This is a genomic window from Tardiphaga sp. 619_E2_N8_4 (assembly GCF_051810905.1).
Classification (GTDB): Bacteria; Pseudomonadota; Alphaproteobacteria; order Rhizobiales; family Xanthobacteraceae; genus Tardiphaga; species Tardiphaga robiniae.
On the sequence record NZ_JBPWQJ010000001.1, the window covers coordinates 5,356,140 to 5,381,824 of the forward strand.

The 25,685-nt window shown below is 60.9% G+C and carries 25 protein-coding genes; 10 read left to right on the plus strand and 15 right to left on the minus strand.

The window, feature by feature from the left end; translation table 11 throughout:
- Positions 1–190: 190 nt before the first annotated feature.
- From AB8A23_RS25560 to AB8A23_RS25605, 10 genes are all read right to left on the minus strand, one after another.
- Positions 191–391 carry a DUF2065 domain-containing protein gene (locus AB8A23_RS25560; protein ID WP_068734021.1) on the minus strand — a complete coding sequence of 67 codons (201 nt, stop codon included), beginning with the start codon at positions 389–391 and terminating at the stop codon, positions 191–193.
- Between the two features lie 168 nt (positions 392–559).
- A complete protein-coding gene (gene hflC / locus AB8A23_RS25565) occupies positions 560–1,453 on the minus strand; it encodes a protease modulator HflC (protein WP_089268264.1) in 894 nt (297 codons plus the stop codon).
- Positions 1,450–2,604 carry an FtsH protease activity modulator HflK gene (hflK, locus tag AB8A23_RS25570; RefSeq protein WP_089268263.1) on the minus strand — a complete coding sequence of 385 codons (1,155 nt, stop codon included), beginning with the start codon at positions 2,602–2,604 and terminating at the stop codon, positions 1,450–1,452. Before hflK ends, hflC begins: the two co-directional genes overlap by 4 nt.
- A gap of 153 nt (positions 2,605–2,757) precedes the next feature.
- A complete protein-coding gene (locus AB8A23_RS25575) occupies positions 2,758–3,294 on the minus strand; it encodes a dihydrofolate reductase (protein WP_439057707.1) in 537 nt (178 codons plus the stop codon).
- Positions 3,291–4,085 carry a thymidylate synthase gene (locus AB8A23_RS25580; protein WP_089268261.1) on the minus strand — a complete coding sequence of 265 codons (795 nt, stop codon included), beginning with the start codon at positions 4,083–4,085 and terminating at the stop codon, positions 3,291–3,293. The genes AB8A23_RS25575 and AB8A23_RS25580 overlap by 4 nt, the downstream gene beginning before the upstream one ends.
- A 167-nt stretch (positions 4,086–4,252) precedes the next feature.
- Positions 4,253–5,236, minus strand: coding sequence for a tripartite tricarboxylate transporter substrate-binding protein (locus tag AB8A23_RS25585; protein WP_089268260.1), 984 nt, complete (start codon positions 5,234–5,236; stop codon positions 4,253–4,255).
- 127 nt (positions 5,237–5,363) lie between these two features.
- Positions 5,364–6,929, minus strand: a complete 1,566-nt coding sequence (locus AB8A23_RS25590) for a tripartite tricarboxylate transporter permease (RefSeq protein ID WP_170849787.1) — start codon at positions 6,927–6,929, stop codon at positions 5,364–5,366.
- Between the two features lie 13 nt (positions 6,930–6,942).
- Positions 6,943–7,443: a tripartite tricarboxylate transporter TctB family protein gene (locus tag AB8A23_RS25595; RefSeq protein WP_089268259.1), complete on the minus strand. Its 501-nt coding sequence runs from the start codon at positions 7,441–7,443 to the stop codon at positions 6,943–6,945.
- A 92-nt stretch (positions 7,444–7,535) separates the two neighbouring features.
- Positions 7,536–8,072, minus strand: coding sequence for a chromate transporter (locus tag AB8A23_RS25600; protein WP_439060454.1), 537 nt, complete (start codon positions 8,070–8,072; stop codon positions 7,536–7,538).
- Positions 8,069–8,671, minus strand: a complete 603-nt coding sequence (locus AB8A23_RS25605; protein ID WP_089268257.1) for a chromate transporter — start codon at positions 8,669–8,671, stop codon at positions 8,069–8,071. The genes AB8A23_RS25600 and AB8A23_RS25605 overlap by 4 nt, the downstream gene beginning before the upstream one ends.
- A gap of 256 nt (positions 8,672–8,927) precedes the next feature.
- Between AB8A23_RS25605 and AB8A23_RS25610 the strand changes: the two genes are divergently transcribed.
- The 4 genes from AB8A23_RS25610 to AB8A23_RS25625 all read left to right on the plus strand — a co-directional run bounded on the left by AB8A23_RS25610 (position 8,928) and on the right by AB8A23_RS25625 (position 11,701).
- Entirely contained in the window at positions 8,928–9,443 is a 516-nt protein-coding gene (locus AB8A23_RS25610; protein WP_439057706.1) for an SspB family protein, read from the plus strand.
- Positions 9,444–9,551: 108 nt separating this feature from the next.
- A complete protein-coding gene (gene fumC, locus AB8A23_RS25615) occupies positions 9,552–10,964 on the plus strand; it encodes a class II fumarate hydratase (protein ID WP_439057705.1) in 1,413 nt (470 codons plus the stop codon).
- Positions 10,965–11,258: 294 nt separating this feature from the next.
- On the plus strand, positions 11,259–11,447 hold the full coding sequence (locus AB8A23_RS25620; protein WP_439057704.1) for a DUF4169 family protein: 189 nt from the start codon (positions 11,259–11,261) through the stop codon (positions 11,445–11,447).
- Positions 11,444–11,701, plus strand: coding sequence for a ribbon-helix-helix domain-containing protein (locus AB8A23_RS25625; RefSeq protein ID WP_068734045.1), 258 nt, complete (start codon positions 11,444–11,446; stop codon positions 11,699–11,701). Before AB8A23_RS25620 ends, AB8A23_RS25625 begins: the two co-directional genes overlap by 4 nt.
- Positions 11,702–11,757: 56 nt before the next feature.
- Here the strand turns inward: AB8A23_RS25625 and AB8A23_RS25630 are convergent, their stop codons facing one another.
- The 3 genes from AB8A23_RS25630 to AB8A23_RS25640 all read right to left on the minus strand — a co-directional run bounded on the left by AB8A23_RS25630 (position 11,758) and on the right by AB8A23_RS25640 (position 18,581).
- On the minus strand, positions 11,758–15,429 hold the full coding sequence (locus tag AB8A23_RS25630) for an AsmA family protein (RefSeq protein WP_439057703.1): 3,672 nt from the start codon (positions 15,427–15,429) through the stop codon (positions 11,758–11,760).
- Between the two features lie 225 nt (positions 15,430–15,654).
- Positions 15,655–16,971 (minus strand): MFS transporter, encoded by a 1,317-nt coding sequence (locus AB8A23_RS25635; RefSeq protein WP_439057702.1) that lies wholly within the window; start codon positions 16,969–16,971, stop codon positions 15,655–15,657.
- 194 nt (positions 16,972–17,165) lie between these two features.
- On the minus strand, positions 17,166–18,581 hold the full coding sequence (locus AB8A23_RS25640; RefSeq protein ID WP_439057701.1) for an FAD-binding oxidoreductase: 1,416 nt from the start codon (positions 18,579–18,581) through the stop codon (positions 17,166–17,168).
- A gap of 81 nt (positions 18,582–18,662) precedes the next feature.
- Here AB8A23_RS25640 and AB8A23_RS25645 point away from each other — a divergent pair, with 81 nt between their 5' ends.
- Complete coding sequence (locus AB8A23_RS25645; protein WP_439057700.1) at positions 18,663–19,169, plus strand: thioesterase family protein; 507 nt, start codon at positions 18,663–18,665, stop codon at positions 19,167–19,169.
- A gap of 3 nt (positions 19,170–19,172) precedes the next feature.
- Here the strand turns inward: AB8A23_RS25645 and AB8A23_RS25650 are convergent, their stop codons facing one another.
- Positions 19,173–19,346 (minus strand): DUF1328 domain-containing protein, encoded by a 174-nt coding sequence (locus tag AB8A23_RS25650; protein WP_309946607.1) that lies wholly within the window; start codon positions 19,344–19,346, stop codon positions 19,173–19,175.
- Between the two features lie 271 nt (positions 19,347–19,617).
- Here AB8A23_RS25650 and AB8A23_RS25655 point away from each other — a divergent pair, with 271 nt between their 5' ends.
- From AB8A23_RS25655 to AB8A23_RS25670, 4 genes are all read left to right on the plus strand, one after another.
- A complete protein-coding gene (locus AB8A23_RS25655) occupies positions 19,618–22,083 on the plus strand; it encodes an ATP-dependent helicase (RefSeq protein ID WP_439057699.1) in 2,466 nt (821 codons plus the stop codon).
- A 2-nt stretch (positions 22,084–22,085) separates the two neighbouring features.
- A complete protein-coding gene (locus AB8A23_RS25660) occupies positions 22,086–22,367 on the plus strand; it encodes a type II toxin-antitoxin system HicB family antitoxin (RefSeq protein ID WP_089268248.1) in 282 nt (93 codons plus the stop codon).
- Positions 22,368–22,521: 154 nt separating this feature from the next.
- Complete coding sequence (locus AB8A23_RS25665) at positions 22,522–23,442, plus strand: ABC transporter ATP-binding protein (RefSeq protein ID WP_089268247.1); 921 nt, start codon at positions 22,522–22,524, stop codon at positions 23,440–23,442.
- A gap of 1 nt (position 23,443) precedes the next feature.
- Positions 23,444–24,205 carry an ABC transporter permease gene (locus AB8A23_RS25670; protein WP_093760486.1) on the plus strand — a complete coding sequence of 254 codons (762 nt, stop codon included), beginning with the start codon at positions 23,444–23,446 and terminating at the stop codon, positions 24,203–24,205.
- 64 nt (positions 24,206–24,269) lie between these two features.
- Here the strand turns inward: AB8A23_RS25670 and AB8A23_RS25675 are convergent, their stop codons facing one another.
- Positions 24,270–24,596: a hypothetical protein gene (locus AB8A23_RS25675; protein ID WP_089268246.1), complete on the minus strand. Its 327-nt coding sequence runs from the start codon at positions 24,594–24,596 to the stop codon at positions 24,270–24,272.
- 278 nt (positions 24,597–24,874) lie between these two features.
- Between AB8A23_RS25675 and AB8A23_RS25680 the strand changes: the two genes are divergently transcribed.
- Positions 24,875–25,663 (plus strand): L,D-transpeptidase, encoded by a 789-nt coding sequence (locus AB8A23_RS25680; RefSeq protein WP_439057698.1) that lies wholly within the window; start codon positions 24,875–24,877, stop codon positions 25,661–25,663.
- Positions 25,664–25,685: the final 22 nt, after the last annotated feature.

The following is a 25,685-nucleotide window of genomic DNA, read 5'->3' on the forward strand; positions in this document are numbered from 1 at the left end:
CGTCTCCAAAAGAGAGTCGGCAAATTTGGCTGAGAGTGCGCCCGAACGGCGACATCGCGCAAGCCTTCGCGCGGGCCATCCGGCTGGCCCATCTGGGACGTGGATTGCGGCGGAATGCGGACGTAAACGTGCACGATCGCGTTGATCCGGAAGAGCTTTTTCGGACGCCCGGAGAGATTATGAACCGCCGCTAGCGCCGGATCGCCCAGATCAGGATCAGGCCGCCGACGGCCGAGACCAGACCGGCGATGCGCAGGATATTGTCAGGGCTTTGCAGCGCGCTCTTCATCGCGCGGCGCATCCATCCGGGAAATGCCAGGAACAGGATGCCTTCGAATACGAACAGGATTCCGATGCCGATGAGGAAGTCGGCAAACGCTATGGACCTCATCCGACTTCAACTCCCGAACGTTCGCACCCTGGCCGCAGTTTCTTGGCAGTTTTCTTGGCGCTTTTCTGAAAACAAATGAGGCGCGCCACGATGGCGCGCCTCATCCTTTAGATCAGAGTGGCAGCGAACGCAAAACAGGTATCCGCGTAAGCTTAACCAGTGACGCCGTTACTGCGGCTTTGCCGCGGGGGGCTTGCCCGACGGATTGGCGAAGAAGCGGAAGAACTCCGAATCCGGCCGCAGCAGGAAGCGGGTGTCGTTGCTCTTCAATCCGTTCTCGTAAGCCGTCATCGAGCGGTAGAACGCGAAGAACTCCGGATCCTGGCCGTAGGATTCGGCAAACAGACGGTTGCGCTCGCCGTCGCCGGCACCGCGGGTTTGTTCAGCCGTCGAATTCGCATCGGCGATGATCACCGTTGCTTCACGATCGGCCTTGGAGCGAATCTCCTGCGCCTTCTGGCCACCGCCGGCGCGGAATTCAGCAGCTTCCCGCTGACGCTCGGTCTGCATCCGCTGATACACCGCCTGGCTGTTCGCCTCCGGCAGATCGGCGCGGCGGATACGAACGTCGACGACGGAGATGCCGTAACCGTCGGCTTCCTTGTCAAGCTGCTCGCGGATCTTGTTCATCAGGTTCTCGCGCTCGTCGCGCACGATCTGGATGAAGGTGACCTCGCCGAGCACACGGCGCATGGCCGCGTTGAGCAGCGTGGTGAGCTGGATGTTCGCCGCCTGGATCGAGCCGATGCTCTGATAGAAGCGCAACGCGTTCTTGATCTTGTAGCGAGCGAAGGCATCGACCACCAGACGACGCTGGTCATTGGCGATGATTTCCTGAGCCGGGTTTTCCAGATCGAGGATACGCTTGTCGATCGAGATCACGCTGTCGATGAACGGGATCTTGAAGTTCAGACCGGGTTCGGTGACCACGCGAACGGGCTCGCCGAGTCGCACCACAAGGGCCTGTTCAGTCTGGCGCACCGTATAGATCGAGCCGAAGCCCACGATGACCAGCACCAGCACTACAATCAGTGCAACGATACCTGAGATGCCGGTTTTCATCGGGTGCTCCCGCTCTGCTGAGGCTGACCAGATGGCGCCGGAGGCTGACGCCGCGGCGTCAGTTCATTCAAGGGAAGGTAAGGCACGACGCCTTGCGAAGCACCGGCGCCCTGGCCGCCGTCATAGACCAGCTTCTCGGCACCGCCGAAGATCCGCTCCATGGTTTCGAGATAGATACGCTGACGGGTTACATCAGGCGCCTTTTTGTACTCGTCGTAGACCTTCAGGAAGCGCGCGCTCTGGCCCTTGGCTTCGGCGATCGCCTGTTCGCGATAGCCTTCGGCGACCTGCAGGATCTGCGCGGCGCGACCGCGCGCATCTGGCACAACGCGGTTGGTATAGGTCTGGGCTTCGTTCTGCAGACGCTGGGCGTCGGCCTGTGCCGCCTGCACGTCACGGAACGCATCGATCACCTGTGCCGGCGGATCGACCTTCTGCAGCTGGACCTGCTGGATCAGGACGCCGGCGCTATAGCCGTCGAGCGTCTTCTGCATCAGTTCCTGCACCTGGGTTTCGGTGGTGGTGCGTGCGCCGGTGAGGATCGGCTGAATGTTGGCGCGGCCAACCACTTCACGCATCACGCTTTCGGCGACCGCTTTGACGGTGCCTTCGGGGTTCTGGATGTTGAACAGGAAGTTGCCGACACCGTCGGGCTTGATGCGCCACAACACGGTGAAGTCGACATCGACGATGTTCTCGTCGCCGGTCAGCATCAGGCTTTCTTCCGGCACATCGCGGATAGTGCGGCCACGGCGACCGGTATCTTCCAGGATCGACATGCCGACCGACAAGGTCGATACGCGCAGCGCCTTCGGCAACAGCACGGTCTCGATCGGATAAGGCAGATGATAGTTCAGGCCGGGCTGCACGGTGCGGACATGCTTGCCGAAGCGCAGCACGACACCGAGCTCTTCGGACTGCACGCGGAAGAAGCCGGACAGACCCCAGATCACCAGCGCCACGGCGAGCACGAGCGCGATGCCCATGCCGCTGACGAAGCCGCCGGGCAACATCGACTGCAGGCGGTCCTGCCCCTTGCGCAGCAGATCCTCAAGATCAGGCGGCCTCGGTCCGGATGATTGCGGACCAGAACCCCAAGGTCCCTTCGGACCAGAGCCCCATGGGCCTCCGCCTTGATTCTTCCACGGCATTCAACACTCTCCTCTGCGCGGCCGGACATACCGGTCTCGCCACGTCTGCATGGCTTTATAGGGGACGACCCCAGCTCTTACAACGCGGGGTTCTTGATCGCTGGAGCTATGCCCGAGGCCGCGAAAGTCAATGTTAACGGGCGGAAAACGCGGTTAACGGGGCGCTCTCCGGCAATATGTCACATAGGAGAAATCGACGCTGTCCTCGCCCGCCGCCGCATTCCTGACGCGTGCCACTTCTTCCCACACAGTGAGATCGACCGGCGGCATAAAGGTATCGCCGGTCGGCTGCGCGTGAACTTCGGTCACTTCGAGACGGTCGGCGATCCCCATCCATTGGGCATAGATCTCGGCGCCGCCGATCACGGCAATCTCAGTGACCAAACGCCGCAGCGCATCGCCAGTCGCCACCGCGCGCGCATCGGCAAGCGACGTAGTGACTACAGCCCCCGCGGCCTGATAGTCGGCATTGCGCGTGATGACGATATTGGTGCGGCCCGGCAGCGGTCGCTTCGGAAACGACTCGAACGTCTTGCGCCCCATCACGATCGGCTTGCCCATCGTCAGCGCCTTGAGCCGCTGCATGTCCGACTTCAGCCGCCATGGCATGGCGTTGCCCTGCCCGATCACGCCGTTCTCGGCTACGGCGTAGATGAGGACGATCTGAGGGGTAGCCGTCGTTGCGGTCAAACCGCGACCTCGGCCTTGATGTGCGGATGCGGATCGTAGCCTTCGAGGGTGAAGTCCTCATAGCGGAACGCGAAGATGTCCTTCACGTCCGGATTGATCTTCATCACCGGCAGCGTACGCGTCGGCCGCGTCAACTGCAGCCGCGCTTGCTCCAGGTGATTCGAATAGAGATGCGTGTCGCCAAGGGTGTGGACGAAGTCGCCGGGCTTGAGACCCGTGACCTGCGCGATCATCATCGTCAGCAGTGCATAGGAGGCGATATTGAACGGCACGCCGAGGAAGACGTCGGCCGAGCGCTGATAGAGCTGGCACGACAGCTTGCCGTTCACGACATAGAATTGGAAAAGACAATGACATGGCGGCAGCGCCATCTTGTCGATCTCGGCGGGATTCCATGCCGTCACGATCAGCCGGCGCGAGTCCGGATTGCGCTTGATCATATCGACCACATTGGCGATCTGGTCGATGCTCCGTCCGTCGGGCGCCGGCCATGAGCGCCACTGCGATCCATAGACCGGGCCGAGATCACCATTGGCGTCCGCCCATTCATCCCAGATCGAGACGCCGTGGTCCTTGAGATATTTGATATTGGTATCGCCTGCCAAAAACCACAGCAGCTCGTGGATGATCGCCTTCAGCGAAAGCTTCTTGGTGGTCAGCACGGGGAAACCATCACTGAGCTTGAAGCGCATCTGATGGCCGAACACCGACAGCGTGCCTGTGCCGGTGCGGTCGTGCTTCTCGGCACCGTCGCTCAGGATTCGCTCTAGCAGGTCGTGATACTGGTTCATGGTCGATCTTGCGGGCTTGTGAGCGGGCGAACTTATCGCCTCGTCCGGTGGTCGGACACGCCGATTCCCGGATTATACCCGAAAAAGTGTGTCCCTGCCCGCAAACGGCAAGGGCTGGATCCCTTGGGGATCCGGCCCTTGAAATCAACCGGTTAGCCGGTTCCCGATCACATTGCGGGCTTGAGCACCGCCGACCACTTCTCCACTTCGCTCTTCACCAGCGAACCGAGCGCCGCCTGGGTGCGGGCTTCCGGCTTCGGAATGTCCGAACCGAGATCGAGCAGACGCTTCTTGACGTTCTCGTCGTCCAGCGCCTTGGCGGCCGCGGCGTTCAGCTTGGCAGTGATCGCGGCAGGCGTGCCCTTGGGTGCGAAGATCGCGTTCCAGGCCGAGGCCTGATACTTCGGCAGCCCGGCTTCGATGGTGGTCGGGACGTCCGGCAGCGACGGGTTACGATCGGGCGTCGCAATGGCATAGGCCTTGATGGTGCCGCCCTTGATCTGCGGAACCGCGTTGACGATCTGGTCGCACATATAATCGACCTGACCACCGACCAGCGCGTTCATCGCCGGACCGGTGCCATTGAACGGCACGCCGGTCGGCTTGATATCCAAAACCGAGCTCAGCAATTCGCAGGACGAGTACGACACCGAACCGACGCCGGCATGAGCCATGTTCAACTTGTCGCTGTTGGCCTTCACATAGGTGACGAATTCCTTGAGATCCTTTGGCGCGAAATCCTTCTTCGCCAGGATCAGGATCGGCGTGCCGGCGAGCAGCGCGACAGGCTCGAAATCCTTCTCGGGGTGATAAGCGAGCTTCGGATACAGCGGCACCGCCGCAGCATGGGTGCCCATGTGGCCGGTGATGATCGTGTAGCCGTCATTGGCCGCACGCGCTGCACGCGTCGCGCCGGTCGTGCCGCCAGCGCCGACGACGTTCTCGATGATGATCTGCTGGCCCAGCGTCTTCGACATGTCCGCAGCGACGATGCGCGCGATCACATCGGTGGGGCCGCCGGCCGCGAACGGCACGATCATGGTGATGTTGCGCGTCGGGTATTCCTGCGCCTGAACAGTGGTTGCCAGTGCGCCGAAGCCGGCGACGGCCGCCAGGCCACTGATCGCAACTCTGCGATTGAACAGCTTCATTTGGTTTCCTCCGAAAATGTTTTTGCCGCGAAAATAACGACAGTCGCGGGACTGAATACAAGCAAAGGCCCGAAGTCTATTCGACTTCGGGCCGTGGCGTAACGACGCAGATGCGTGGAGAGATTCGTCAGCTCTCGGATTCGACGAAGACTTCGTCGCGTTTCTTTCGCAGTGCGGGAAGCACAGCGAGGATCAGCAGGAACGCCGAGATTGCCATCAGGGTGGCCGACAACGGACGGGTGAAAAACACCGTCGCATCGCCGCGCGAGATCAGCAGTGCACGACGCAGGTTCTCTTCCATCAGCGGACCAAGCACCATGCCGAGCAGCAGCGGCGCCGGTTCAAAGTCATGCTTGATCAACCAGTAGCCGAGCAAACCGAACACGCCTGCGAGCACCACGTCCATCGGTGCGTTGTTCACCGAATAGATGCCGATGCTGCAGAACACCACGATCGACGGGAACATCAGGCGATACGGCACACGAAGCAGCCGAACCCAGATGCCGACCATCGGCAGGTTGATGACGAGCAGCATCAGGTTTCCGATCCACATCGAGGCGATCATGCCCCAGACGAGTTCCGGCTGCTTCTGCATCACCTGCGGGCCTGGCACGATGCCATGGATGGTCATCGCGCCGACCATCAGCGCCATCACCGCGTTCGGCGGAATGCCGAGGGTGAGCAGCGGGATGAACGAGGTTTGCGCTGCAGCGTTGTTGGCGCTTTCCGGCGCCGCAACGCCTTCGATCGCTCCGCGACCGAAACGCTTCGGATCCTTCGACAGCTTCTTCTCAAGCGTATAGGCCGCGAAGGATGCGATGACCGCGCCGCCGCCCGGCAGAATGCCGAGAATGGAGCCGAGCACCGTGCCGCGCAGAATTGCCGGCGCAGAGTCCTTCAAATCCTTCTTGGTCGGCATCAGGCCCGTGACCTTCTGCTGCACGAGCTGGCGATCTTCCTCGCCGCCCGCATCCAGGTTGCGGATGATTTCCGCAAAGCCGAACAGACCCATGGCGACCGTAGCGAAGCCTAGGCCGTCAGCGAGTTCAGGGATGTTGAACGACATGCGCGACGCACCGGTCTCGATGTCGGAGCCAACCATGGACAGCAGCAGACCGAATACGATCATCGCGATCGCCTTCAGCACCGAGCCCTTGGCAAGCACCACGGCAAAGATCAGGCCGAGCACCATGAGCGAGAAGTATTCTGCAGGACCGAACGCAAGCGCGAGCTTGGTGAGCGGCGCGCCGAGCACAGCGATAAGGACCGTCGCAACGCAACCCGCAAAGAACGAGCCGATTGCTGCAATCGCGAGCGCCGGACCGGCACGGCCCTGCTTCGCCATCTGGAAGCCGTCGAGCGCAGTTACGACCGAACCTGCTTCACCCGGAATATTGACCAGGATCGACGTGGTCGAACCGCCATATTGCGCACCGTAATAGATGCCGGCGAGCATGATCAGCGCGCCGACCGGCGGCAGACCGAACGTGATCGGCAGCAACATCGCCACGGTGGCAATGGTACCGATGCCCGGCAGAACGCCGACCAGCGTACCGACCAGCGCACCGATCAGACAGAGCAGAATATTGATCGGAAGCGGGATCGACATTCCGCCAAGGAACGCCGGCGTCCACTGCACGAACTGGAAGACGGTGCTGAAGCCAAGACCGAGATTCGAAAAAAGATCACCCATGACGCCCTCGTTCTTAGCGGATCAGAAATGTCGGCCACATCTGCAACGGCAGACCAAGCGCATACGGGAACAGCAAGGCGCAGAAGCCCGTGAGGCAGGCGCCAACGATGATCGTTTCTTTCCAGCGCGTCTCGGGCGTGCCGAGCGCAGCAATCAGAAAACTCGACATCGCCGCGAAGATCATGCCCATCGGACGAATGCCGACCGCGAAAACCAGAATGGCCAGCGCCACAAAAAACGGACCGCGCCAGTGGAACTTGGAGAGCCCGGGGCCTTCTGTGAAAATGCCGACAACGGTTACGGCTGCACCAAGACCCAGCAGCAGAATGCCGAACATCCGCGGCGCGGTACCTGCTCCGAACGAGAAGCCATGCATGCCCTGCAGATCGCTGGATGCCCACAGAGCAAATGCAGCAATCGCCACCAAAGCAAGGCCGCCGATAAAGTCTTGAGGGCCTTTGACCCAGCTCGGTAAGATGGATTTCTCCGGCGCATGGCTCGGCGCATCACTCATTGGTACGTTCCCCTGTCACGAGCATTTAGCCCAAACAACATCGTTCGGAGACCGCCCAACGGCTCCGTGGTCAAGCTTGCTAGCGATTTTCGTCAGAGAACGCCAGCGAAACCAAGAAGGCCCCCGGCAACTAACAACCATAGCGGGTTAAGCCGCGTGGCAAACGCCAAAACGGCGGCGCTCCCCGTTACCAGAAACGCCGTCCAGGTGGTGTCGGAAGCGAACAGCAGAACCAACCCGCTCGCGCTCATGAGACCTATCGATAAGGGGACCAGCGCGGCCTGTACGATTCCCGGCCATTGCGCGTGGCCCGACCGCGCAAGCAATTGGCTGACAAAATAAGCAAACACGGCCGTCGGCCCGCACATGGCCAGTGTTGCAACCATCGCACCGAGGATGCCGGCGACCTGATAGCCGATCAGCGTCACAATGAGAACGTTCGGCCCCGGCGACAGCTGCGAGATCGCAAACACATCCGCGAACTGCTTGTCGGACATCCAGTGGTTGACATCGACCGCGAGCCGATGAATTTCGGGAATGGCCGAATTGGCGCCGCCCACGGCAAAAAGCGACATCAGCCCGACCGACCAGGCCAGCGTGACAAGCGATCCGGGAGTGGCATCGTTCATGCTGCCGCCCGCCGTCGCATCAACATGGTCAGGCCGATACTGACGGGAATCGACACCAGAAGAACGGTCGGCAATGGCCATCGCATCACGCCAACGGCGACGAAAACGGCGATCAGGAGCGCCAGGCTGACGGGCTCACGCTTCTTCAGAAGAGGCAGCATCATTCGGAAAATCACCGCGAACAGCAGTCCAACGGCAGCGCATGAGACGCCGGCAAGTGTGCGCCGCAGCGCTTCGATATCCCCAAAGCGTGCATACAGGATCGCCAGAATGGTCACGATGACCACGGGCGGACCCAGCAATCCCGCAAAGGCTGCAATAGCGCCAGGCACACCGCGAAACCGCGCCCCGAACACCACCGACAGATTGACGATATTCGGCCCCGGCAAGAAATGGCAAAGTGCGAAAGTCTCATTGAATTCCTCGGGCGTCATCCAGCCGTGCTGCTCGACGATCGCCCGGCGCGCCCAAACCAGAACGCCACCGAAACCGGCCAGGGACATCTTTGCAAAGGCGAGGAATAGCGTCAGCAGTCCCGGCGGCGATGCCGACGCGAGTTCCGCTATGGGGGCGTCAGCCTGTGGTGAACTTGGACGCATGGTCCAGAACTAGGGCCATCCGCCCATTGGGCCAATTGATTTTTGCCTGTTTCCACGCCAATCGGCGGTTGAAATGACCGCCCGGCTGTATCGCGTCCAATTTGCGTCATATATAGAGGGCGCCAGCTTTTCCGGCTGCTGACCTCGGGTCAAGACCGGGATAGAATGGATAGAACAGTATGTGACGCGAGTCGGCCTCCGGCCTCGCCCTCACTCCATGTATGGCCATGACCAAGACAAGCGACGGGACCGACCGATGGCAACCGATCATATTCGATACGATGTGCTGGCGCGCGACGCCCTTCGTGGCGTTCTGCGGCGCGTGCTGATCGACGCTGCCGAGCATGGCCTGCCGGGCGAGCACCACTTCTTTATCACCTTCGTTTCAACGGCTGACGGCGTCAAACTATCGCCGCGCCTGCTGGCCCAGTATCCAGAGGAAATGACGGTGATCCTGCAGCATCAGTTCTGGGATCTCGTGGTCACCGAAGATCGCTTCGAGGTGGGCCTGTCCTTTAACGGAATCCCCGAGCGCCTGGTCGTGCCGTTCAACGCCATTAAGAGCTTCTACGACCCCTCGGTGCAGTTCGGCCTGCAGTTCGAAACCGAAACCGCTGCAGAGACCCCGGCTGCCGGTGCGTCGTCCGCAGCCACTGCGGCATCTGCTCTCGCCGCCCCTCCGGCTCCGCCCGCGCCTGCTTCAGAGGAAGAACCGCCAAAATCGGGCGAAGGTGCAGAAGTCGTCCGTTTAGACCGCTTCCGGAAAAAATAATCGCAAGACGTTGTAAGGTGCCGGGGCCGCGTTCGCGCGGCCCCATTCTTATGCGCCGCACCCGCCAGAAGTCTCTACAGGGAGCGCGGCATCGCAAGGACCGTACCCATGGCCAAATCCTCGAAGACCTCCGCCACCACCCGCACCGAAACCGACAGCTTCGGTCCGATCGAGGTCGCAGCGGATCGCTATTGGGGAGCGCAAACGGAACGGTCGCGACAGAATTTCAAGATCGGTCACGATCGCATGCCGATGCCGATCATTCGCGCGCTCGGCATCGTCAAGCTGGCAGCGGCCGAAACCAATCGCGAACTCAAACTTCTCGAGCCCAAGCTTGCAAAGGCCATTGTGAGCGCAGCACGCGAAGTCATCGACGGGAAACTGGATGATCACTTCCCACTGGTCGTCTGGCAAACCGGCTCCGGCACGCAGACCAACATGAATCTCAACGAGGTCATTGCCAATCGTGCGAACGAGCTTCTTGGCGGTGAACGCGGCGCCAAGAAGCCAGTGCATCCCAATGACCATGTCAACATGAGTCAATCGTCCAACGATTCGTTTCCGACTGCGATGCACATTGCGGCAACGCAGGGTATTGTTGAGTACCTCATCCCCGCACTAAGCGAACTACATGCTGCGTTGCGCAAGAAGGAAAAAGCCTTCGCAAAGATCGTGAAGATCGGACGTACACATACACAAGACGCGACGCCGCTCACGCTCGGGCAGGAGTTTTCAGGCTATGCCGCACAGATCGAAAGCGGCATCAAACGCCTACGAAGCGTCGTGAAGGATCTCTACCCGCTCGCCCAAGGTGGAACTGCAGTCGGGACCGGCCTCAACTCCAAGCCTCGTTTTGCGAAGTTGTTCGCGAAGCACGCAGCAACAATTACCAAGCTGCCTTTCATCACTGCACCGAACAAATTCGAAGCACTCGCATCAAACGACGCCTATGTGTTTGCACACGGTGCGATCAACTCGGCTGCAACTAGTCTATTTAAGATTGCAAACGACATCCGGCTGCTCGGATCCGGGCCCCGTTCCGGACTCGGCGAATTGATACTTCCGGAGAACGAGCCTGGCTCATCGATCATGCCTGGAAAGGTAAATCCGACACAATGTGAAGCAATGACAATGGTATGCTGTCAGGTATTCGGTAACCACACGGCAATTACGGTGGCCGGCAGTCAGGGTCACTTCGAGCTCAATGTCTACAAGCCGGTGATGGCCCATTGCATGATGCAGTCCATCCAATTGATGGCAGACGTTGCGCGATCCTTCACAGAGCACTGCATCAACGGCATTCGCGCCGATGAAAAACGAATTCATGAGTTGATGGAACGATCACTGATGCTCGTGACTGCACTCGCACCGAAAATCGGTTACGATAACGCGGCGAAAGTAGCTAAGGTTGCTCATGCAAACGGAACGACATTGAAGGAGGAAGCGCTGCGGCTCGGTTTTGTTAGTGCAGCAGAGTTCGATCTTCTTGTTCAGCCGGCCAAAATGATACATCCTGGGTAAGCAAGAATATTTGCTCACAGCTTGTTGAGAATAACTCCAGAAGGAAATAGTTATAATTCATATCTGCTAAATGGTTAGAATGGTCGCATATCAGACGCGTTTTTCCTTGTGATACAGCAGAAGGTGATCTGGTTACGCTTCGTAGATGACTTCATTTTTCTGCGGAGCTTGTTTGGAACTACGGAGAATATTTTAGGATGGATACCGAAACCGAATTCACCCTCGTCTCGTACAACTACTGGATGGTGAAGACGACGTTTCCCACCCCATCATTTTTTAAAGACAGGAGCGATCATGGGTGACCTGATCAATCTCAATCGCTTCAAGAAGCGCACTGCACGAGAGGAATCGGCAAAACAAGCCGATATAAACCGTGCGCGCTTCGGACGAACTAAGTCAGAACGAGCATTGCAGGAGCAGCGCACAGTCCGTGCGAACAACGTGCTGGATCAGCATCACATCGATGGCGAGGACGCATCATGAAATCGCCCGTAGTTAAGAGATCGATCGTTGTTGCGGGTCACAAGACCAGCGTGAGTCTCGAAGAGGCGTTTTGGAACGGCATGAAGGAGATTTCGAATCTTCGCGACATGACGCTTTCTGAGCTGGTTGGTGAGATCGACACGAACCGTCAGCAGGGCAATTTGTCGTCCGCGATTCGGCTGTTCGTGCTCGATTACTTCCGTACACGTGCCGTTCCGCAACAGCGGATGCCGGAGCACAATCTCTCGGCGTAAACACAGCCGACCTTAAGCGAATCGCTTCGCCGCCGGTTGTGTTTGCTGAGTCATCGTCAGAACGTCGGCCGCGCTGAACTCGCGGTCGGCGGTGTCAGTACTAGCGGAGGCGCGGGCCTCGGCCTTGGTGCGCGTGCAGCACCGGGTGCCGGACGAACTTCAATGGGTGCTGGCAGCGGCGCAACCTGCTGACTTGCAACAGGCGGTGTCGCAGGACGAGGCGTAGCAGCCTTCGGTGCAAGACGGCGCGGATCGCGACCGGGAAGAAGCACATCAGAGGGCGCAGAGGCTGTCGGTGGATCGCTCGCATGCGCCTGCGTGTCGACGGGCAGCGAGGCGGACGGCGGAGGAACGGCAACGGGCACAGCCGCCGGTGGCAACTCACCGCGTTCAAGCGAATCAAGCCGGCGCGTCTCGCGATCGATTGCGCGCACTGCGAGCCAGGATGATAACGCCGCCACATCAAGCGTGCGATCGAGCTTGTCAGGCGTTCCCACCGCGAAGATCTGAACTTCCGGTCGAACGCTCGACGTCCCCGCGCTCGTGCCGGTCAATGTCGCGCGCATATCCACCTGGTCGGCAACGATATCGTAACCTCCTGACACGATCGCACGCCCTCCTTCGCCATCGAGCGTCGTCGCACCAACCCGCAGGCGGCTATCCTTGATACTGAACGGGACCTGCACCGAAGTTACGGACAATGCACCGCCGGTGATCGCGGTATCGACGATCTGACGCAACTTGACGTCATTCGTAGCCTGCCCGGAATCGCTGGCGCGAATGGCAATGTCGAAGGCACGTGGATCGAGGCCATTGATGCGCGCCCCGTCGATCGTCAGCAATCCATTGCCGGACAATGCGCCTTCCAGAGCCGAGGCACTGCGCCCCTGACTGGCCAGCGTCATCCGCAGCGACGTCTTGCCCGCGGGCATTGTCAGAGAGCGATAGCGCAACGCCGCTCCATCTAGGCCGGAGAATTGCACGCGGGCGCCAAGCGCATATCCGGTGATCGATGGCTTGAGATCGACATCAGCCGTGATTTCGCCGCCACCGACAGACCCTTTGATCGTATCGATCGTCAGGGCCTGGCCGTCGCTCTTCACAGTGCCACTGATGGGACGCAATTCAACACCGCCAGGCAATGTCCCGCGCAGCGCCTGAAAGGCCATCTGCCCGCGCCATCCCTGCAGCACACCATGCCCGAGCGGATCCGTGGCGTCGCGACCTCTCGTGCCCACAGCGAGACCAAAGGCCGGTCCAAGTTCGATCGCATCCATGCCGATCTGACCATCGATGGCTTTCTCGGCACCCAGCGTCAGCGCAATACGGCCGCGCACGCGTGAGCCAGCCAGTGTGCTGTCGATATCCTCCAACGTAACTTTGTCGCCGTTCAATGTGAGCCGCGATGACAGGCTGACATTCTGCGCGGCCGCATCCGACGGCTTGAGAGCGACCAGCGGCGCCAGATTGGCGCGACGTATCGCAACCACGAGCGATGCTTTCGGTGATCCCGCCCAAGGTTCTGCACTACCCTGAACATCGGCATCGACATCCGCGCCGGACAGTTTTGCCGTGACGCGCAGCGGCGCGCGCCATTGTCCTTTTGCCGATCCTTCGAAATTCACAACGGCGTCGCTTGCGGCGATCACGTTACTCAGGCCCAACAATGCGAGAAGTTGCCCGCCCTGCCCGACCAATTTAGACTCGAGTGTCACATCGCTGCGCGACAGCTCATTGAGGTCGACGCCACGCATCGCCGCTAGGGGAGCAGATGCGGTCAACGTCGTCGTCCCCTTCACCTGCGCCGCATCGATATCGAATACGGCGCGCGCATTTGTGCGATCGGCGCGTTGTTGATCCTTTGCCAGATCGAGCGACAGTTTGACTCGAACCGCACCGGGCGTCGCGGTCATGGCGCTGAGCCTCGCCGCAACAGACGGCGCCAGCGGCGTGAGCAAGTTGCTGATCTGACTCATCGATGCGGACGTGGCGTTGAGTGTCAGTCCGCCCGTGGCTTCCATGCGATCGAACGAAGCGCGGCCATCGAGCATCAGGCCGGTGGCTTCACCGACTTTGAAGCGATCGACCGAGATCGTCTTTGGGCTGTAGGCCAGTTGCGCCACGAACGGGCGCATCTCCTGCCCGGCTGACACAGCACGACCGATATCGAGTGACACCTGCCCTACATCTGGCCACTCGGCCTGCGGCTCGCCAAGCGATCGGATCAAAGCCACCGCTGCGTCGAGATCGAGCCGGTCGGCCTTCAGGTCGGCATCGAAGCGGGAGCCGCCAGCAGCCGAGGAATACGAATATGCAGCACGACCTTCGATCGTACCCCCGTCGATCTCCGCCTTCAGTGCCTCGATGGCCAAGCGATTGGACACCGAAGTGATATTGCCACGAATGCGTAGCGGCTTCTGATTGCGCAAGCCGACGTCTGTTCGGCCCTTGAGCCACGCAGCAAGCGTATCCGGATCGGACGACTCGACCGCGATGGCCCCCTTGAAGCCGCTCGATGCACCTGGCTGTGCTGCGCCGTCGCTCAACGTGACGCGGGTCGCGCCTGGCGCGCGAAACTCGAGACGATCGACCGTCCATGTTGCTGCATCGCTACGCAGGTCAGCGCCGATATTCTGCACAGGCTTTCCGCCGAGCATGATCTGCTCTACGCCGATCTCGATCTGTGTCGCCAAAGGCGCAGACGGAATGCTCGCCAGCAGCCTGCGTAGCACCGGCAACGGTGTGGCGGTATCGTTGGTCGCTTGATCCCTGGAGAGCAGGCGATCGGCATCGAGCTGCTTGGCCGACAGCACCGCATGCAGCAGTGGCGATGCGCCAAAGCGCATGTCAGCAAGACCAGCGAACCTGAAAGCGGTGTCTTCCGCGCCATAGCTGACTTCAAGCGCTTCCATATGCGCAGCGGCCGGATCGGCCTTGACCTTGGCGAAGACGCGCCACGGCGTTGGCAGTTGATCGCCCGCACCATTCGCCTTCAGGCCGGCCGGGCTTGCGAGAGTCAGTGCGCCGTCGAAGCGTGGCGTGCGATTGTCGAAGTTGAGCACGCCATCGAGATCGACGGACAAGGGCTTCTCGCCGGGGTCCACAGTAAAACGAACGCGCGTGCCGTTGCCGTCGCCGGTCGGCCCGGAGGACAAACGGAACGGATAGCGCGCGCCCGACAACAGGAAATTGCCATCACCGCGCATGGCGCCGGCCGCCAATGAACGAACATCGCCGCTGAAGGCGATGTCGTAGAGTTCGAGCGTGCTCTTGCTCGCAGCGTCATGGAGTGCAGCACGACCGGTGAAGTTCAACCGGTCTATCGCCAGCGCGCCAAGATTGAATGGCCCTGTGGAAGCCGGAAGTTCGATACGCCCCTGCGCATTGAGGCCGAGATCGATCGCAGCGCCGCCGATGGTGAGTTCTGTCGCGCGCCATTCGCCGCGCATCAACGAACTGAGGCTGAATTCCACATCGAGATTGTCTGCACGGATCCTGCCGAGATCGTTGGGACTTCCCACCGTGATCGACTGTAGCCGTAGCGACGGCGCCGGCAGCAGCCGCGCCTCCAGCCCGCCGCTGACGCGAACGGGCGCACCGACCACGCGCGTGGCTTCAGCCTCGAATTGCGGGCGGAACTGATTCCAGTCGACGAAATAGGGCCCGACCAGAGCAGCAACCAGCGCCAGGATAAATGCAATTGCCAGGCCGAGCAGTGTCGTCTGCACCGAATCTCCCCTCAAGCGCTCCGGCAGAATGTCCGCCTGCCTGCCAGGCAAAGTGCATTGCAGCACGTCACTGGGCAATACGCCTTACAGACGTTGCAGGGCCACGCAGAAATACGCGGGAACGCATCTATTTATAGAACCAACTGTGGCGAAGTCACAGCACGCAATACATGGCCAGATCAGCCATCCCTCGCCATCCGCTTGCGGCAAATCGCCCGGCTTCGATCAAGTCGAAGCACCCTGCTCCAGCGGTTTTGCGGCGCCATGGGCGCGGTGCAAACGTCCGGCCACCGCCCTTACCTTGCCCGGCGACGCCATCCAGACCGCGAAGGTCGCGAGGAAGCTGACTGCGATTCCAAGGGCAAATGCAGGCGTATAGGTACCAAAGTGGTCGTGCAGGACACCTGTCACCAAGGGACCGGCGGCGCCGCCGGCCAGCGCGGCCAGCATGAGCGTGCCGAAAATGCTGCCGAAATGCTCGCCTTGGAAAATCTCGGAAACCACGGCGCCCATGATGGACGTCACGCCATAGCCCAGCAGGCCCTGCGAGATCACCATGACATAGACGAGCGCCAGACTCGGCACGGACTCCAGCGCAATCAGGGACGCAAAGCAGATTGCGAAACCGACACCGCTGACGGTCCAGATCCATTCGCGGCCGATGCGATCGGACAAATGGCCCAGAAATATCTGGCCGGGCACACCGAACAGACTGACCATACCGAGCGCCCAGGCGGCGACACCCGGCGTGAAGCCGATGTCGAGCAGATACTTGGTTTGATGGACCTGAACCGCGTACCAGGCATACAGCCCGCCGAACAGGCCGAGTGCGAGCCACCAGAACCGCGTCGTGCGCACGGCGCGCGCCAGCGTCCAATCGATACTGGCCCAGACCGGGTCGACCACATTGGATATATGCTTCGTCGACGACGTCGGTGCCGGATCGCCATCCGGCAGCAGCCCCATATCCTGCGGGCGCTTGCGCAGCAGCAGGTTGATCGGCACCAGTACAACCAGCACCAGGAGCCCCACGGCGGTGCAGGCGGTGCGCCAGCCGGTCTGCTCGATCATCACCTGCACCCAGGGCAGCACCGTTACGGAACCGATGCCGACGCCGGCGAATGCGAGGCCGACCGCGAGGCCGCGCTTGCGGCTGAACCAGTTCGGCAGAAACAGCGATTGTCCGGAATAGCCGAGGCAGACGCTGCCTGCGCCGACCAGAACGCCGATGGTCAGGTAGAGATGCCACGGCTGCGTCGTCAGCGGCGCCAGCAACAACCCGGCTGCCATCAGCACGGTGCCAAGCTCCATCACCGCGCGAGGGCCGCCACGATCCATCAGTCTGCCCATCAGCGGGCTCATGATCGCGGAAATCAGGAAGCCGAATGAAAAGGCACCGGCGGTGACGCCACGGTCCCAGCCGAATTCCTGGAGAATTGGCGGGAAGAACAGCGAGAACGATGTCCGCGCATTGACCCCGATGGCCATGGAAACGAACGTGACGGCGACGATGACCCAACCATAGAAAAACGGTAGCCGCATCGGATGATGCCTTTTTTATTGGACGCATTCTGCGTCAAAGCTTTTTGATCGCACCCTCCGTAACCGAAAAGCGCAATCCATGCTGGTATATAATTATATCTACAACTTTAAACTTTTTAAGAATAGTTAAGCATCGCCGGTGCTGCCGAATTTTCCCGTCCGCATTCGGCCTGACCGGATGCGGCAATCTGGCGTCACGCCTGCGGCAGGATTTTCCCGGGATTGAAGATATTGTCGGGATCGAGTGCCTTCTTGAGCGCCCGCATGGCGTCGAGCGCCTCACTGCCCAGTTCGGCCTGCATATACTTTTGCTTGCCTTGCCCGATGCCATGTTCACCCGTGCAGGTGCCCCCCATCGCCTGCGCCCGTTGAGCGAGGCGATGCATGAAGTCCTCAGCGCGGGCGACCTCGTTGGCATCGTTGCGATCGCAGACCATCGAGCAATGAAAGTTGCCATCGCCGACGTGGCCGACGATGGGCGCCAACAGGCCGAGCCGCGCGAGATCCTCTTCCGTCGCAGCGACACATTCCGCGAGTTTGGAAATCGGCACGCAAACGTCGGTGGCCGCGACATCGGAGCCCGGTCGCATGCTCTTCACCGACCAATAGGCATCGTGACGGGCCTGCCAGAGTCTGGTGCGATCCTCCGGCTTCGTCGTCCATGAGAAATCGCCACCGCCACATTCCAGTGCGATCTCGTGAAAATTTCGCGACTGCTCGGCCACTTCGGCCTCGCTGCCATGGAATTCCAGCAGCAGCAGCGGCGTTTCCGGCAGCGTCAGCTTGGAATAGGAATTACAGGCACGAACCTGCGCCTCGTTCAGCAGCTCGATCCGAGCAACGGGAATGCCGGTCTGAATCGCGAGAATCGTCGCCTGACAGGCACCTGCCACCGTGGCGAACGAACATGACGCGGCAGCCATGGTTTCAGGAATGCCACGCAGCTTGATGGTCAGCTCGCTGATGATACCCAGTGTGCCCTCAGCACCGACAAACAGATGCGTCAGGTCGTAGCCCGCCGAGGATTTCTTCGCGCGGGTGCCGGTCTTGATGATCTCACCATCGGCGCGCACGACCTTGAGCGCGAGCACGTTGTCGCGCATCGTCCCGTAACGCACTGCGTTGGTGCCGGAGGCGCGCGTCGACGCCATGCCGCCAAGCGACGCATCGGCGCCGGGATCAATCGGGAAGAACAGGCCCTGATCGCGCAGATTTTCGTTGAGCGCCTTGCGGGTGACGCCGGGCTGAATCACGCAGTCGAGGTCTTCGCTGTGCACTTCCAGAATCTGGTTCATGTCGCGCATGTCGATGCAAATGCCGCCTGCCGGCGCATTGACCTGACCTTCCAGCGACGTGCCGGTGCCGAATGCGATCACCGGAACTTTGTTCGCTGCACAAATCCGGACTACGTCCTGGATATCCGCGGTTTCCTGCGCGAACACGACGCCATCCGGCGGCTGGTTGGCAAGCCATGTCGTGGTATGGCCATGCTGCTCGCGAACCGCCTGCGACGTCACCAGCCGATTGCCAAAACGCGCCGTCAGCGCTTCAAGCGCCGTGGCCAAGGCCTTCGGCTCCGGTCGTTTCAAATTGTTCGCAATGCTAGCCACAGCAGTCCCTCCGACGCGGCGGGACCGTGGCAAAGGTTGTATAACGGGTCAAGAGACGTGAGAGCGGGACAGGAATTACCGATGATTGAGGCAACCGACGATCTGCTGCAACCCGTCCCTTTCCGGGCGCATGTCATGCAGATCGAACCGCAATGGATCGACTATAATGGCCATCTCAACATGGCCTATTACAACGTGCTGTTCGACCGAGCGATCGACGACCTTTGGCTCAAGATCGGGATCGGTCCCGAATATATGAGGGCGCGCAACAACTCGACCTTCACGGCCGAATGCCATGTTCGCTATGTCAGGGAAATCCATCTCGGTGATCCCGCGCAGGTGTCGATCCTGGTTGTCGCTGCAGACGACAAGCGCATTCACACCTTCAAGGAGTTACGCCACGCCACCGAGGGATGGCTGTCGGCGACCTCAGAGAACATGACGCTCCACATGGACATGGCCGCCCGGAAGGTTGCGCCGTTTCCGCCTGATATCAGCGCCCGCGTGCAGGCGCTGGCCAAAGCACATCACTCCGCAGAGCGGCCGGAGGGCATCGGCCGATCGATCGGGATGCCCTCGAAGAAATAGCCGTCAGACGCGCGTGCGGCCGCGGACGAGGCCCACAACGGCCGAGATCAGGAACAGGACGATGGCGATGAAGAAGATCGCCTTGGCGATTTCGATGGAGGCGCCGGCGACACCGCCAAAGCCGAGAATGCCGGCAATGAGAGCAATGACGAGGAAGGTAACGACCCAGCTGAACATGGCACAAACCTCAGTTTTTGGTTTTTGACGCGGCATTCGCCGTCGCGCTTGATGCTGAAACAAGCCGGAGCGAAAACGAAAGTTCCCGACCCACGTACCAGCCAACATCACTGAAACGAGAGCGCTCCTGCGTGCCAACGGGCGTCAGATGAGCCCCATGCGGGGATAAGTCTGTCGCCAGAAGCCTCTCGCTCCTATATGCCCTCCTATCCTGCTAAGAAGGCTCCCCTTTAAGGCCCCACGGTGCCAACGTGGGCGGAATACGATTCGCATGAGTGACGCACGCAAAATGCCCGCCAACGATCTCCCTGCCTACCAGCCGGCGGCGGGCGGCATTGGCGCGCGTGCGCGGGCCGCTGCGGCGCCAGCTGCACAGTATCTGAGCGGGCTCAATCCGGAGCAGCGCGACGCCGTCGAGACGCTCGACGGCCCTGTCCTCGTGCTCGCGGGTGCCGGCACCGGCAAGACCAAGGTTCTGACCTCGCGGATCGCCCACATCCTCAGCATGGGCCGTGCGCGGCCCGCCGAAATCCTGTCGGTGACCTTCACCAACAAGGCCGCGCGCGAGATGAAGCACCGGCTCGGCATCATGCTCGGCCAGGCGGTTGAAGGCATGCCGTGGCTCGGCACCTTCCACTCAATCGGTGGCCGCATCCTGCGCACCCATGCCGAACTGGTGCAGCTGAAATCCAACTTCACGGTGCTCGACACCGACGACCAGATCCGACTGCTCAAGCAGCTCCTGCAGGCCGACAATATCGACGACAAGCGCTGGCCGGCGCGAATGCTGGCCAACCTGATCGACGGCTGGAAGAACCGCGGACTAACGCCATCGCAGGTGCCGTCCGGCGAAGCGGCCGTGTTCGGCAACGGCAAGGGCGGCAAGCTCTATGCCGCCTATCAGGACCGGTTGAAGACACTCAACGCCGCGGATTTCGGCGATCTCCTGCTGGAATGTATCAGGCTGTTCCGCGAACATCCGGACGTGCTGAAGCAGTATCAGCAGCGCTTCAAATATATTCTCGTCGACGAATATCAGGACACCAACGTCGCGCAGTATCTGTGGCTGCGGCTGCTGTCGCAGGCGCCCGGTCAGCGCTTGCTGCCGGAAGCGGACGCGCCATCGGCAGACAGCAAACCGGCCGTGCCGCTCAAAAACATCTGTTGCGTCGGCGACGACGACCAGTCGATCTATGGCTGGCGCGGCGCCGAGGTCGACAACATCCTGCGCTTCGAACATGATTTTCCCGGCGCCAAGGTCGTGCGGCTGGAGCGCAACTACCGCTCGACCGGCCATATCCTTGCCGCGGCCTCGCATCTGATCGCGCACAACGAGGGACGTCTCGGCAAGACGCTGCGTACCGAAGATGTCGATGGCGAGAAGGTCACCGTCACCGGCTCGTGGGATTCCGAGGAAGAAGCCCGCGCCATCGGCGAAGAAATCGAGCAGTTGCAGCGCGAGGGTAACAAGCTCAACGACATCGCCATCCTCGTCCGCGCCTCGTTCCAGATGCGCGAGTTTGAAGACCGCTTCGTCACGCTCGGCCTGCCCTATCGCGTGATTGGCGGTCCACGCTTCTATGAGCGTGCCGAAATCCGCGACGCACTGGCCTATCTGCGCGTGATCAATTCGCCGGCCGACGATCTCGCCTTCGAGCGCATCGTCAATGTGCCCAAGCGCGGCCTCGGCGATGCCACGGTGCAGATGCTGCACGATCATGCCCGCCGGCGTCGCATTCCGCTGTCGGAGGCTGCACGTCAGGTTGTCGAGACTGACGAGATGAAGCCGAAGGCGCGCGGCAGCCTGCGCGACCTGATGATGAGCTTCGAACGCTGGCGCAAGCAAAGCGAAGTGATGCCGCATACCGAACTCGCCGAAGTCGTGCTCGACGAGAGTGGCTACACCGATATGTGGCAGAAGGATCGCTCCGCCGACGCCGCTGGCCGCCTTGAAAACCTCAAGGAACTCGTGCGCTCGATGGAGGAGTTCGAGAACCTGCAGGGTTTCCTCGAACACATCTCGCTGGTGATGGACCGCGAGGGCGGTGCAGACGAGGATGCCGTGTCGGTGATGACGCTGCATTCCGCCAAAGGCCTCGAATTCGACAACGTATTTTTACCCGGCTGGGAAGAAGGCCTGTTCCCGCATCAGCGGGCACTCGACGATCAGGGCCGCGCCGGGCTCGAGGAAGAGCGTCGCCTCGCCCATGTCGGCATCACCCGCGCACGCCGCCGCGCCAAACTCTATTTCGCCACCAACCGGCGCATTCACGGCACCTGGAACACGACGATGCCGTCGCGTTTCCTCGATGAATTGCCGGCGGCCAATGTCGAGATCACGGAATCAAAGGGCGGTTCGGGCTGGGGCGGCGCAGGCGGCTACGGCGCATCACGCTTCGACAACGTGGAATCGTTCGGATCGAGCTATTCGACACCGGGCTGGCAGCGCGCGCAGGCCAACCGCTCGCGCGGCGGACAGGGCGGCAGCGGCTTCAGCGAAGGCCAGTCGCCTTTCGGCGGCTCTTCTTCATCGCGAAACAAGCGGCCGATGACTATCGAGGGCGAGTTGATCGCGAAGTCCACCGGCACGGAGTCCGACTTCACGCTGCAGGATCGCGTCTTCCACCAGAAGTTCGGCTACGGCAATGTGACCAAGATCGACGGCAACAAGCTCACCATCGTCTTCGAGAAGGCGGGGGAGAAGAAGGTCGTCGACAGTTTCGTGGAACGTGTCTGACAATGCCGGTCTATATTGCGCTCATTCAGAAGGACGCCAGCGGCACCTTCAACGTTTCCTTTCCCGACCTGCCCGGCATCGTGACCGCCGGTGACACCCTCGATGAAGCCATCGAGGAAGCCGAGGAAACGCTCGAATACGCGGCCGGAGACTGGCGCAATCCGGACGGCTCGAGCGGCCTTCCGACGCCGCGCACCATCGAGCAATTAACCAGCGACCCTGCATTTGCCGATGCGGCCGACGGTGGCACGATTGTCGAGATCGACTACGAAGCCGCAGAATAGCCCTAAAATCGCCTGTTCCGCGATTGCGCCGGCGCATCTGCATTCCTATGTACGCACCCCGCGCCCGACAAAGCCGTTTCGGCTGCGCCGTTCGTGCATCCCGGTATGACCGCCCGGTCCTCTGCCTTCCCCTTTTCGAACGATCATATCGCCGATGTCTCCCATCATTTCCGTTTCCAATCTGACCAAGAGCTATGCCTCGGGCTTTACGGCCCTGAAGGGTATCGACCTCGACATCAACCGCGGCGAGATCTTCGCGCTGCTGGGGCCGAACGGCGCTGGCAAGACGACGATGATCAGCATCATCTGTGGCATCGCCAATGCCACCTCCGGCAAGGTCATGGTCGATGGTCACGACATCGCCCGGGACTATCGCGCCGCGCGGTCGCTGATCGGGCTGGTGCCGCAGGAACTGCACACCGACGCCTTCGAATCGGTTTGGGCCACGGTCAGTTTCAGCCGCGGCCTGTTCGGCAAGCCGAAGAACCCGGCGCTGATCGAGAAAATCCTGAAAGACCTCTCGCTGTGGGACAAGAAGGATAACAAGATCATCACGCTGTCCGGCGGCATGAAGCGCCGCGTGATGATCGCCAAGGCGCTGTCGCACGAACCGCAGATCCTGTTCCTCGATGAGCCCACTGCCGGCGTCGACGTCGAATTGCGCAAGGGCATGTGGGAAGTCGTGCGCACGCTGCGCGCTGCCGGCGTCACGGTCATCCTCACCACGCATTACATCGAAGAAGCCGAGGAGATGGCCGACCGCATCGGCGTCATCAACAAAGGCGAGATCATCCTGATCGAGGAAAAGACCAAGCTGATGGAGCAGCTCGGCAAGAAGCAGCTCAAGCTGTATCTGCAAGGCAAGGTTACGGAGATTCCAGCCAGCCTGGCTCACTACAACCTCGAACTGGCAGCGGACGGCCATCAGTTGATCTACAGCTACGACACCAAGAGCGAGCGCACCGGGATCACCAGCCTGCTCGGCGATCTCCGCGAATCCGGCATCCGCTTCTCCGATCTCGACACCACACAGAGCTCGCTCGAAGACATCTTCGTCAGCCTGGTGAGGAAGTAACATGAACTTCAGAGCTGTCCGCGCCATCTATCTGTTCGAAATGGCGCGCACCTGGCGCACCGTGCTGCAGAGCATCGTTTCGCCGGTGATTTCCACCTCGCTGTATTTCGTGGTGTTTGGCGCCGCGATCGGCTCGCGCATCACCTCCATCGAGGGCGTCAGCTACGGCACCTTCATCGTGCCTGGTCTCGTGATGCTGTCGGTACTCACGCAGAGCATTTCCAACGCCTCGTTCGGCATCTACTTCCCCAAATTCACCGGTACGATCTATGAATTGCTGTCGGCGCCGGTGTCTTACGTCGAAGTCGTGCTCGGCTATGTCGGTGCTGCTGCGACCAAGTCGATCCTGCTGGGCCTGATCATTCTGGCCACCGCCGGACTGTTCGTGCCGCTGCACATCCTGCATCCGTGGTGGATGCTGACCTTCCTGGTGCTGACGGCAGTGACGTTCAGCCTGTTCGGCTTCATCATCGGCATCTGGGCTGACGGTTTCGAGAAACTGCAGGCGATCCCGCTGCTGGTGGTGACGCCACTGACCTTCCTGGGCGGTAGCTTCTACTCCGTCAGCATGCTGCCGTCGGGTTGGCGGACCGTCACGCTGCTCAATCCGGTCGTGTATCTGATCAGCGGCTTCCGCTGGAGCTTCTACGAGATCTCCGACGTCAGCGTCGGCTGGAGCATCGGCGTCACCTGCATGTTCCTGGTGATTTGCATGTTGGTCGTCTGGTGGATTTTCAAGACCGGTTACAAACTGAAAAACTGAAATCGCTGATAACAAAAATGGCCCGGTTTGAACCGGGCCATTTTCATTTCAAATCAATATCCGCTTAGCGATAGCAGCGGAATTTGCCATGGCGGTTGTAATACCCACGGCACTGGGTCCGTCGGCCTTCGGGAATTCCAAGCACACCCTTCACGCCGCCCACGGCCGCGCCGACGCCGAGGCCAACTGCGCCACCGACCACACCGCCGACCGGTCCGGCGGCGCGATTGCCGTCACGGTAACCTTGGTTGGCACCCTGCTCACCACCCCGGAATACGCCCTGCGCCTGCGCAAAATGCGGCATGGCGACCAGAGCCAGCACGCCCGCGGCGAACGCCAGGCGGGTCTTCATCGATGAACTGATCGGCAACACAGCGGTCTTAACGGTCATCTGGAGCTTCCCTCTGAGCGACGAGAATTCGCCGCTTGCGATTGTGGGAGGGCAACGCGCGACCTAGGAACCGGTTCCATCTGCCTTCCTGAGAAGCTTCCTATCGCGCATCCTCGGGTCGGGCCGAGCCCTCTTTCGGCCCGGTCGCCGCCTTGGTGCCGCCTAGCCCAACATTAAGGATGCACGAAACTGTCACTGGAAACCCGAACGCCCGGTATGCATATTGGGTCAGGGACGGCAGGCGGTACAACAGGTTACGGCCCGGAGGCCAAGGTAAGATGCGTTCGTTTTACATGACCCTTGCGGGTCTCGCCGTTTTCGCCGCCACCAGCACTGCGCAGGCCAAGATTGCCATTACCGTCGACAAGGATGCCCAGCAGCTGACCGTCGTTCAGGACGGCGTCGAGAAATATCGCTGGCCGGTCTCGTCAGGCATTCCGTCCTACGAGACCCCGAATGGCAGCTTCCAGACATTCCGCATGGAGGAGGATCACTTCTCCAAGGAATTCGACGACGCGCCAATGCCCCATGCCATCTTCTTCACCAAGAAGGGCCACGCCATCCACGGCACCGATTCCGTGAATCGCCTGGGCTCGCCGGCCTCTCACGGCTGCGTCCGGCTGTCGCGCGAGAATGCCGCGACCTTGTTCGCCATGGTCAAGGCCGACGGGGTGCTCAACACCACCGTCACGCTGACGGGCTCCTCGCAGGTCGCCCTCGCCCGCAACCCGCGCCCGGCGAAGCCGTCTGCCGTCGCCCGCCGCGATATCGCTCCTGCTTCACCGTCGTATGACGCCGCCGGCAATCCCATGGATCTCACGCCGCAGGCCGTGGCACCGAACCGCCGCGTCGCACGTCAGGTACAGCCGGCGGATGACGATCGTTACATCTATCCGGCCGATGGCAATGACGGTCAGCGTTATCCGGCCCCTCCCGGCTATCGCCGCATGACGGAAGCCGAGACCCAGCAGTATTACGCCAATCGTGGCTATTACAGCCGGCAATATCCGCCGCAGGCCTACGCGCCGCGGCCGTATCAGCCGCGCGGCTTCTTCGGGGACAACTGAGCGAAGATGTGTGACGCGTTTT

Coding starts and splice junctions, on each gene's coding strand:
- fumC (WP_439057705.1), top strand. CDS start 9,552: ATGGCCAAATCCTCGAAGACCTCCGCCACCACCCGCACCGAAACCGAC.
- AB8A23_RS25635 (WP_439057702.1), bottom strand. CDS start 16,971: ATGCGGCTACCGTTTTTCTATGGTTGGGTCATCGTCGCCGTCACGTTC.
- hflK (WP_089268263.1), bottom strand. CDS start 2,604: ATGCCGTGGAAGAATCAAGGCGGAGGCCCATGGGGCTCTGGTCCGAAG.
- AB8A23_RS25660 (WP_089268248.1), top strand. CDS start 22,086: ATGCCGGTCTATATTGCGCTCATTCAGAAGGACGCCAGCGGCACCTTC.
- AB8A23_RS25625 (WP_068734045.1), top strand. CDS start 11,444: ATGAAATCGCCCGTAGTTAAGAGATCGATCGTTGTTGCGGGTCACAAG.
- AB8A23_RS25580 (WP_089268261.1), bottom strand. CDS start 4,085: ATGAACCAGTATCACGACCTGCTAGAGCGAATCCTGAGCGACGGTGCC.
- AB8A23_RS25645 (WP_439057700.1), top strand. CDS start 18,663: ATGATTGAGGCAACCGACGATCTGCTGCAACCCGTCCCTTTCCGGGCG.
- hflC (WP_089268264.1), bottom strand. CDS start 1,453: ATGAAAACCGGCATCTCAGGTATCGTTGCACTGATTGTAGTGCTGGTG.
- AB8A23_RS25605 (WP_089268257.1), bottom strand. CDS start 8,671: ATGCGTCCAAGTTCACCACAGGCTGACGCCCCCATAGCGGAACTCGCG.
- AB8A23_RS25585 (WP_089268260.1), bottom strand. CDS start 5,236: ATGAAGCTGTTCAATCGCAGAGTTGCGATCAGTGGCCTGGCGGCCGTC.
- AB8A23_RS25610 (WP_439057706.1), top strand. CDS start 8,928: ATGGCAACCGATCATATTCGATACGATGTGCTGGCGCGCGACGCCCTT.
- AB8A23_RS25620 (WP_439057704.1), top strand. CDS start 11,259: ATGGGTGACCTGATCAATCTCAATCGCTTCAAGAAGCGCACTGCACGA.
- AB8A23_RS25680 (WP_439057698.1), top strand. CDS start 24,875: ATGCGTTCGTTTTACATGACCCTTGCGGGTCTCGCCGTTTTCGCCGCC.
- AB8A23_RS25650 (WP_309946607.1), bottom strand. CDS start 19,346: ATGTTCAGCTGGGTCGTTACCTTCCTCGTCATTGCTCTCATTGCCGGC.
- AB8A23_RS25590 (WP_170849787.1), bottom strand. CDS start 6,929: ATGGGTGATCTTTTTTCGAATCTCGGTCTTGGCTTCAGCACCGTCTTC.
- AB8A23_RS25675 (WP_089268246.1), bottom strand. CDS start 24,596: ATGACCGTTAAGACCGCTGTGTTGCCGATCAGTTCATCGATGAAGACC.
- AB8A23_RS25655 (WP_439057699.1), top strand. CDS start 19,618: ATGAGTGACGCACGCAAAATGCCCGCCAACGATCTCCCTGCCTACCAG.
- AB8A23_RS25670 (WP_093760486.1), top strand. CDS start 23,444: ATGAACTTCAGAGCTGTCCGCGCCATCTATCTGTTCGAAATGGCGCGC.
- AB8A23_RS25595 (WP_089268259.1), bottom strand. CDS start 7,443: ATGAGTGATGCGCCGAGCCATGCGCCGGAGAAATCCATCTTACCGAGC.
- AB8A23_RS25600 (WP_439060454.1), bottom strand. CDS start 8,072: ATGAACGATGCCACTCCCGGATCGCTTGTCACGCTGGCCTGGTCGGTC.
- AB8A23_RS25560 (WP_068734021.1), bottom strand. CDS start 391: ATGAGGTCCATAGCGTTTGCCGACTTCCTCATCGGCATCGGAATCCTG.
- AB8A23_RS25665 (WP_089268247.1), top strand. CDS start 22,522: ATGTCTCCCATCATTTCCGTTTCCAATCTGACCAAGAGCTATGCCTCG.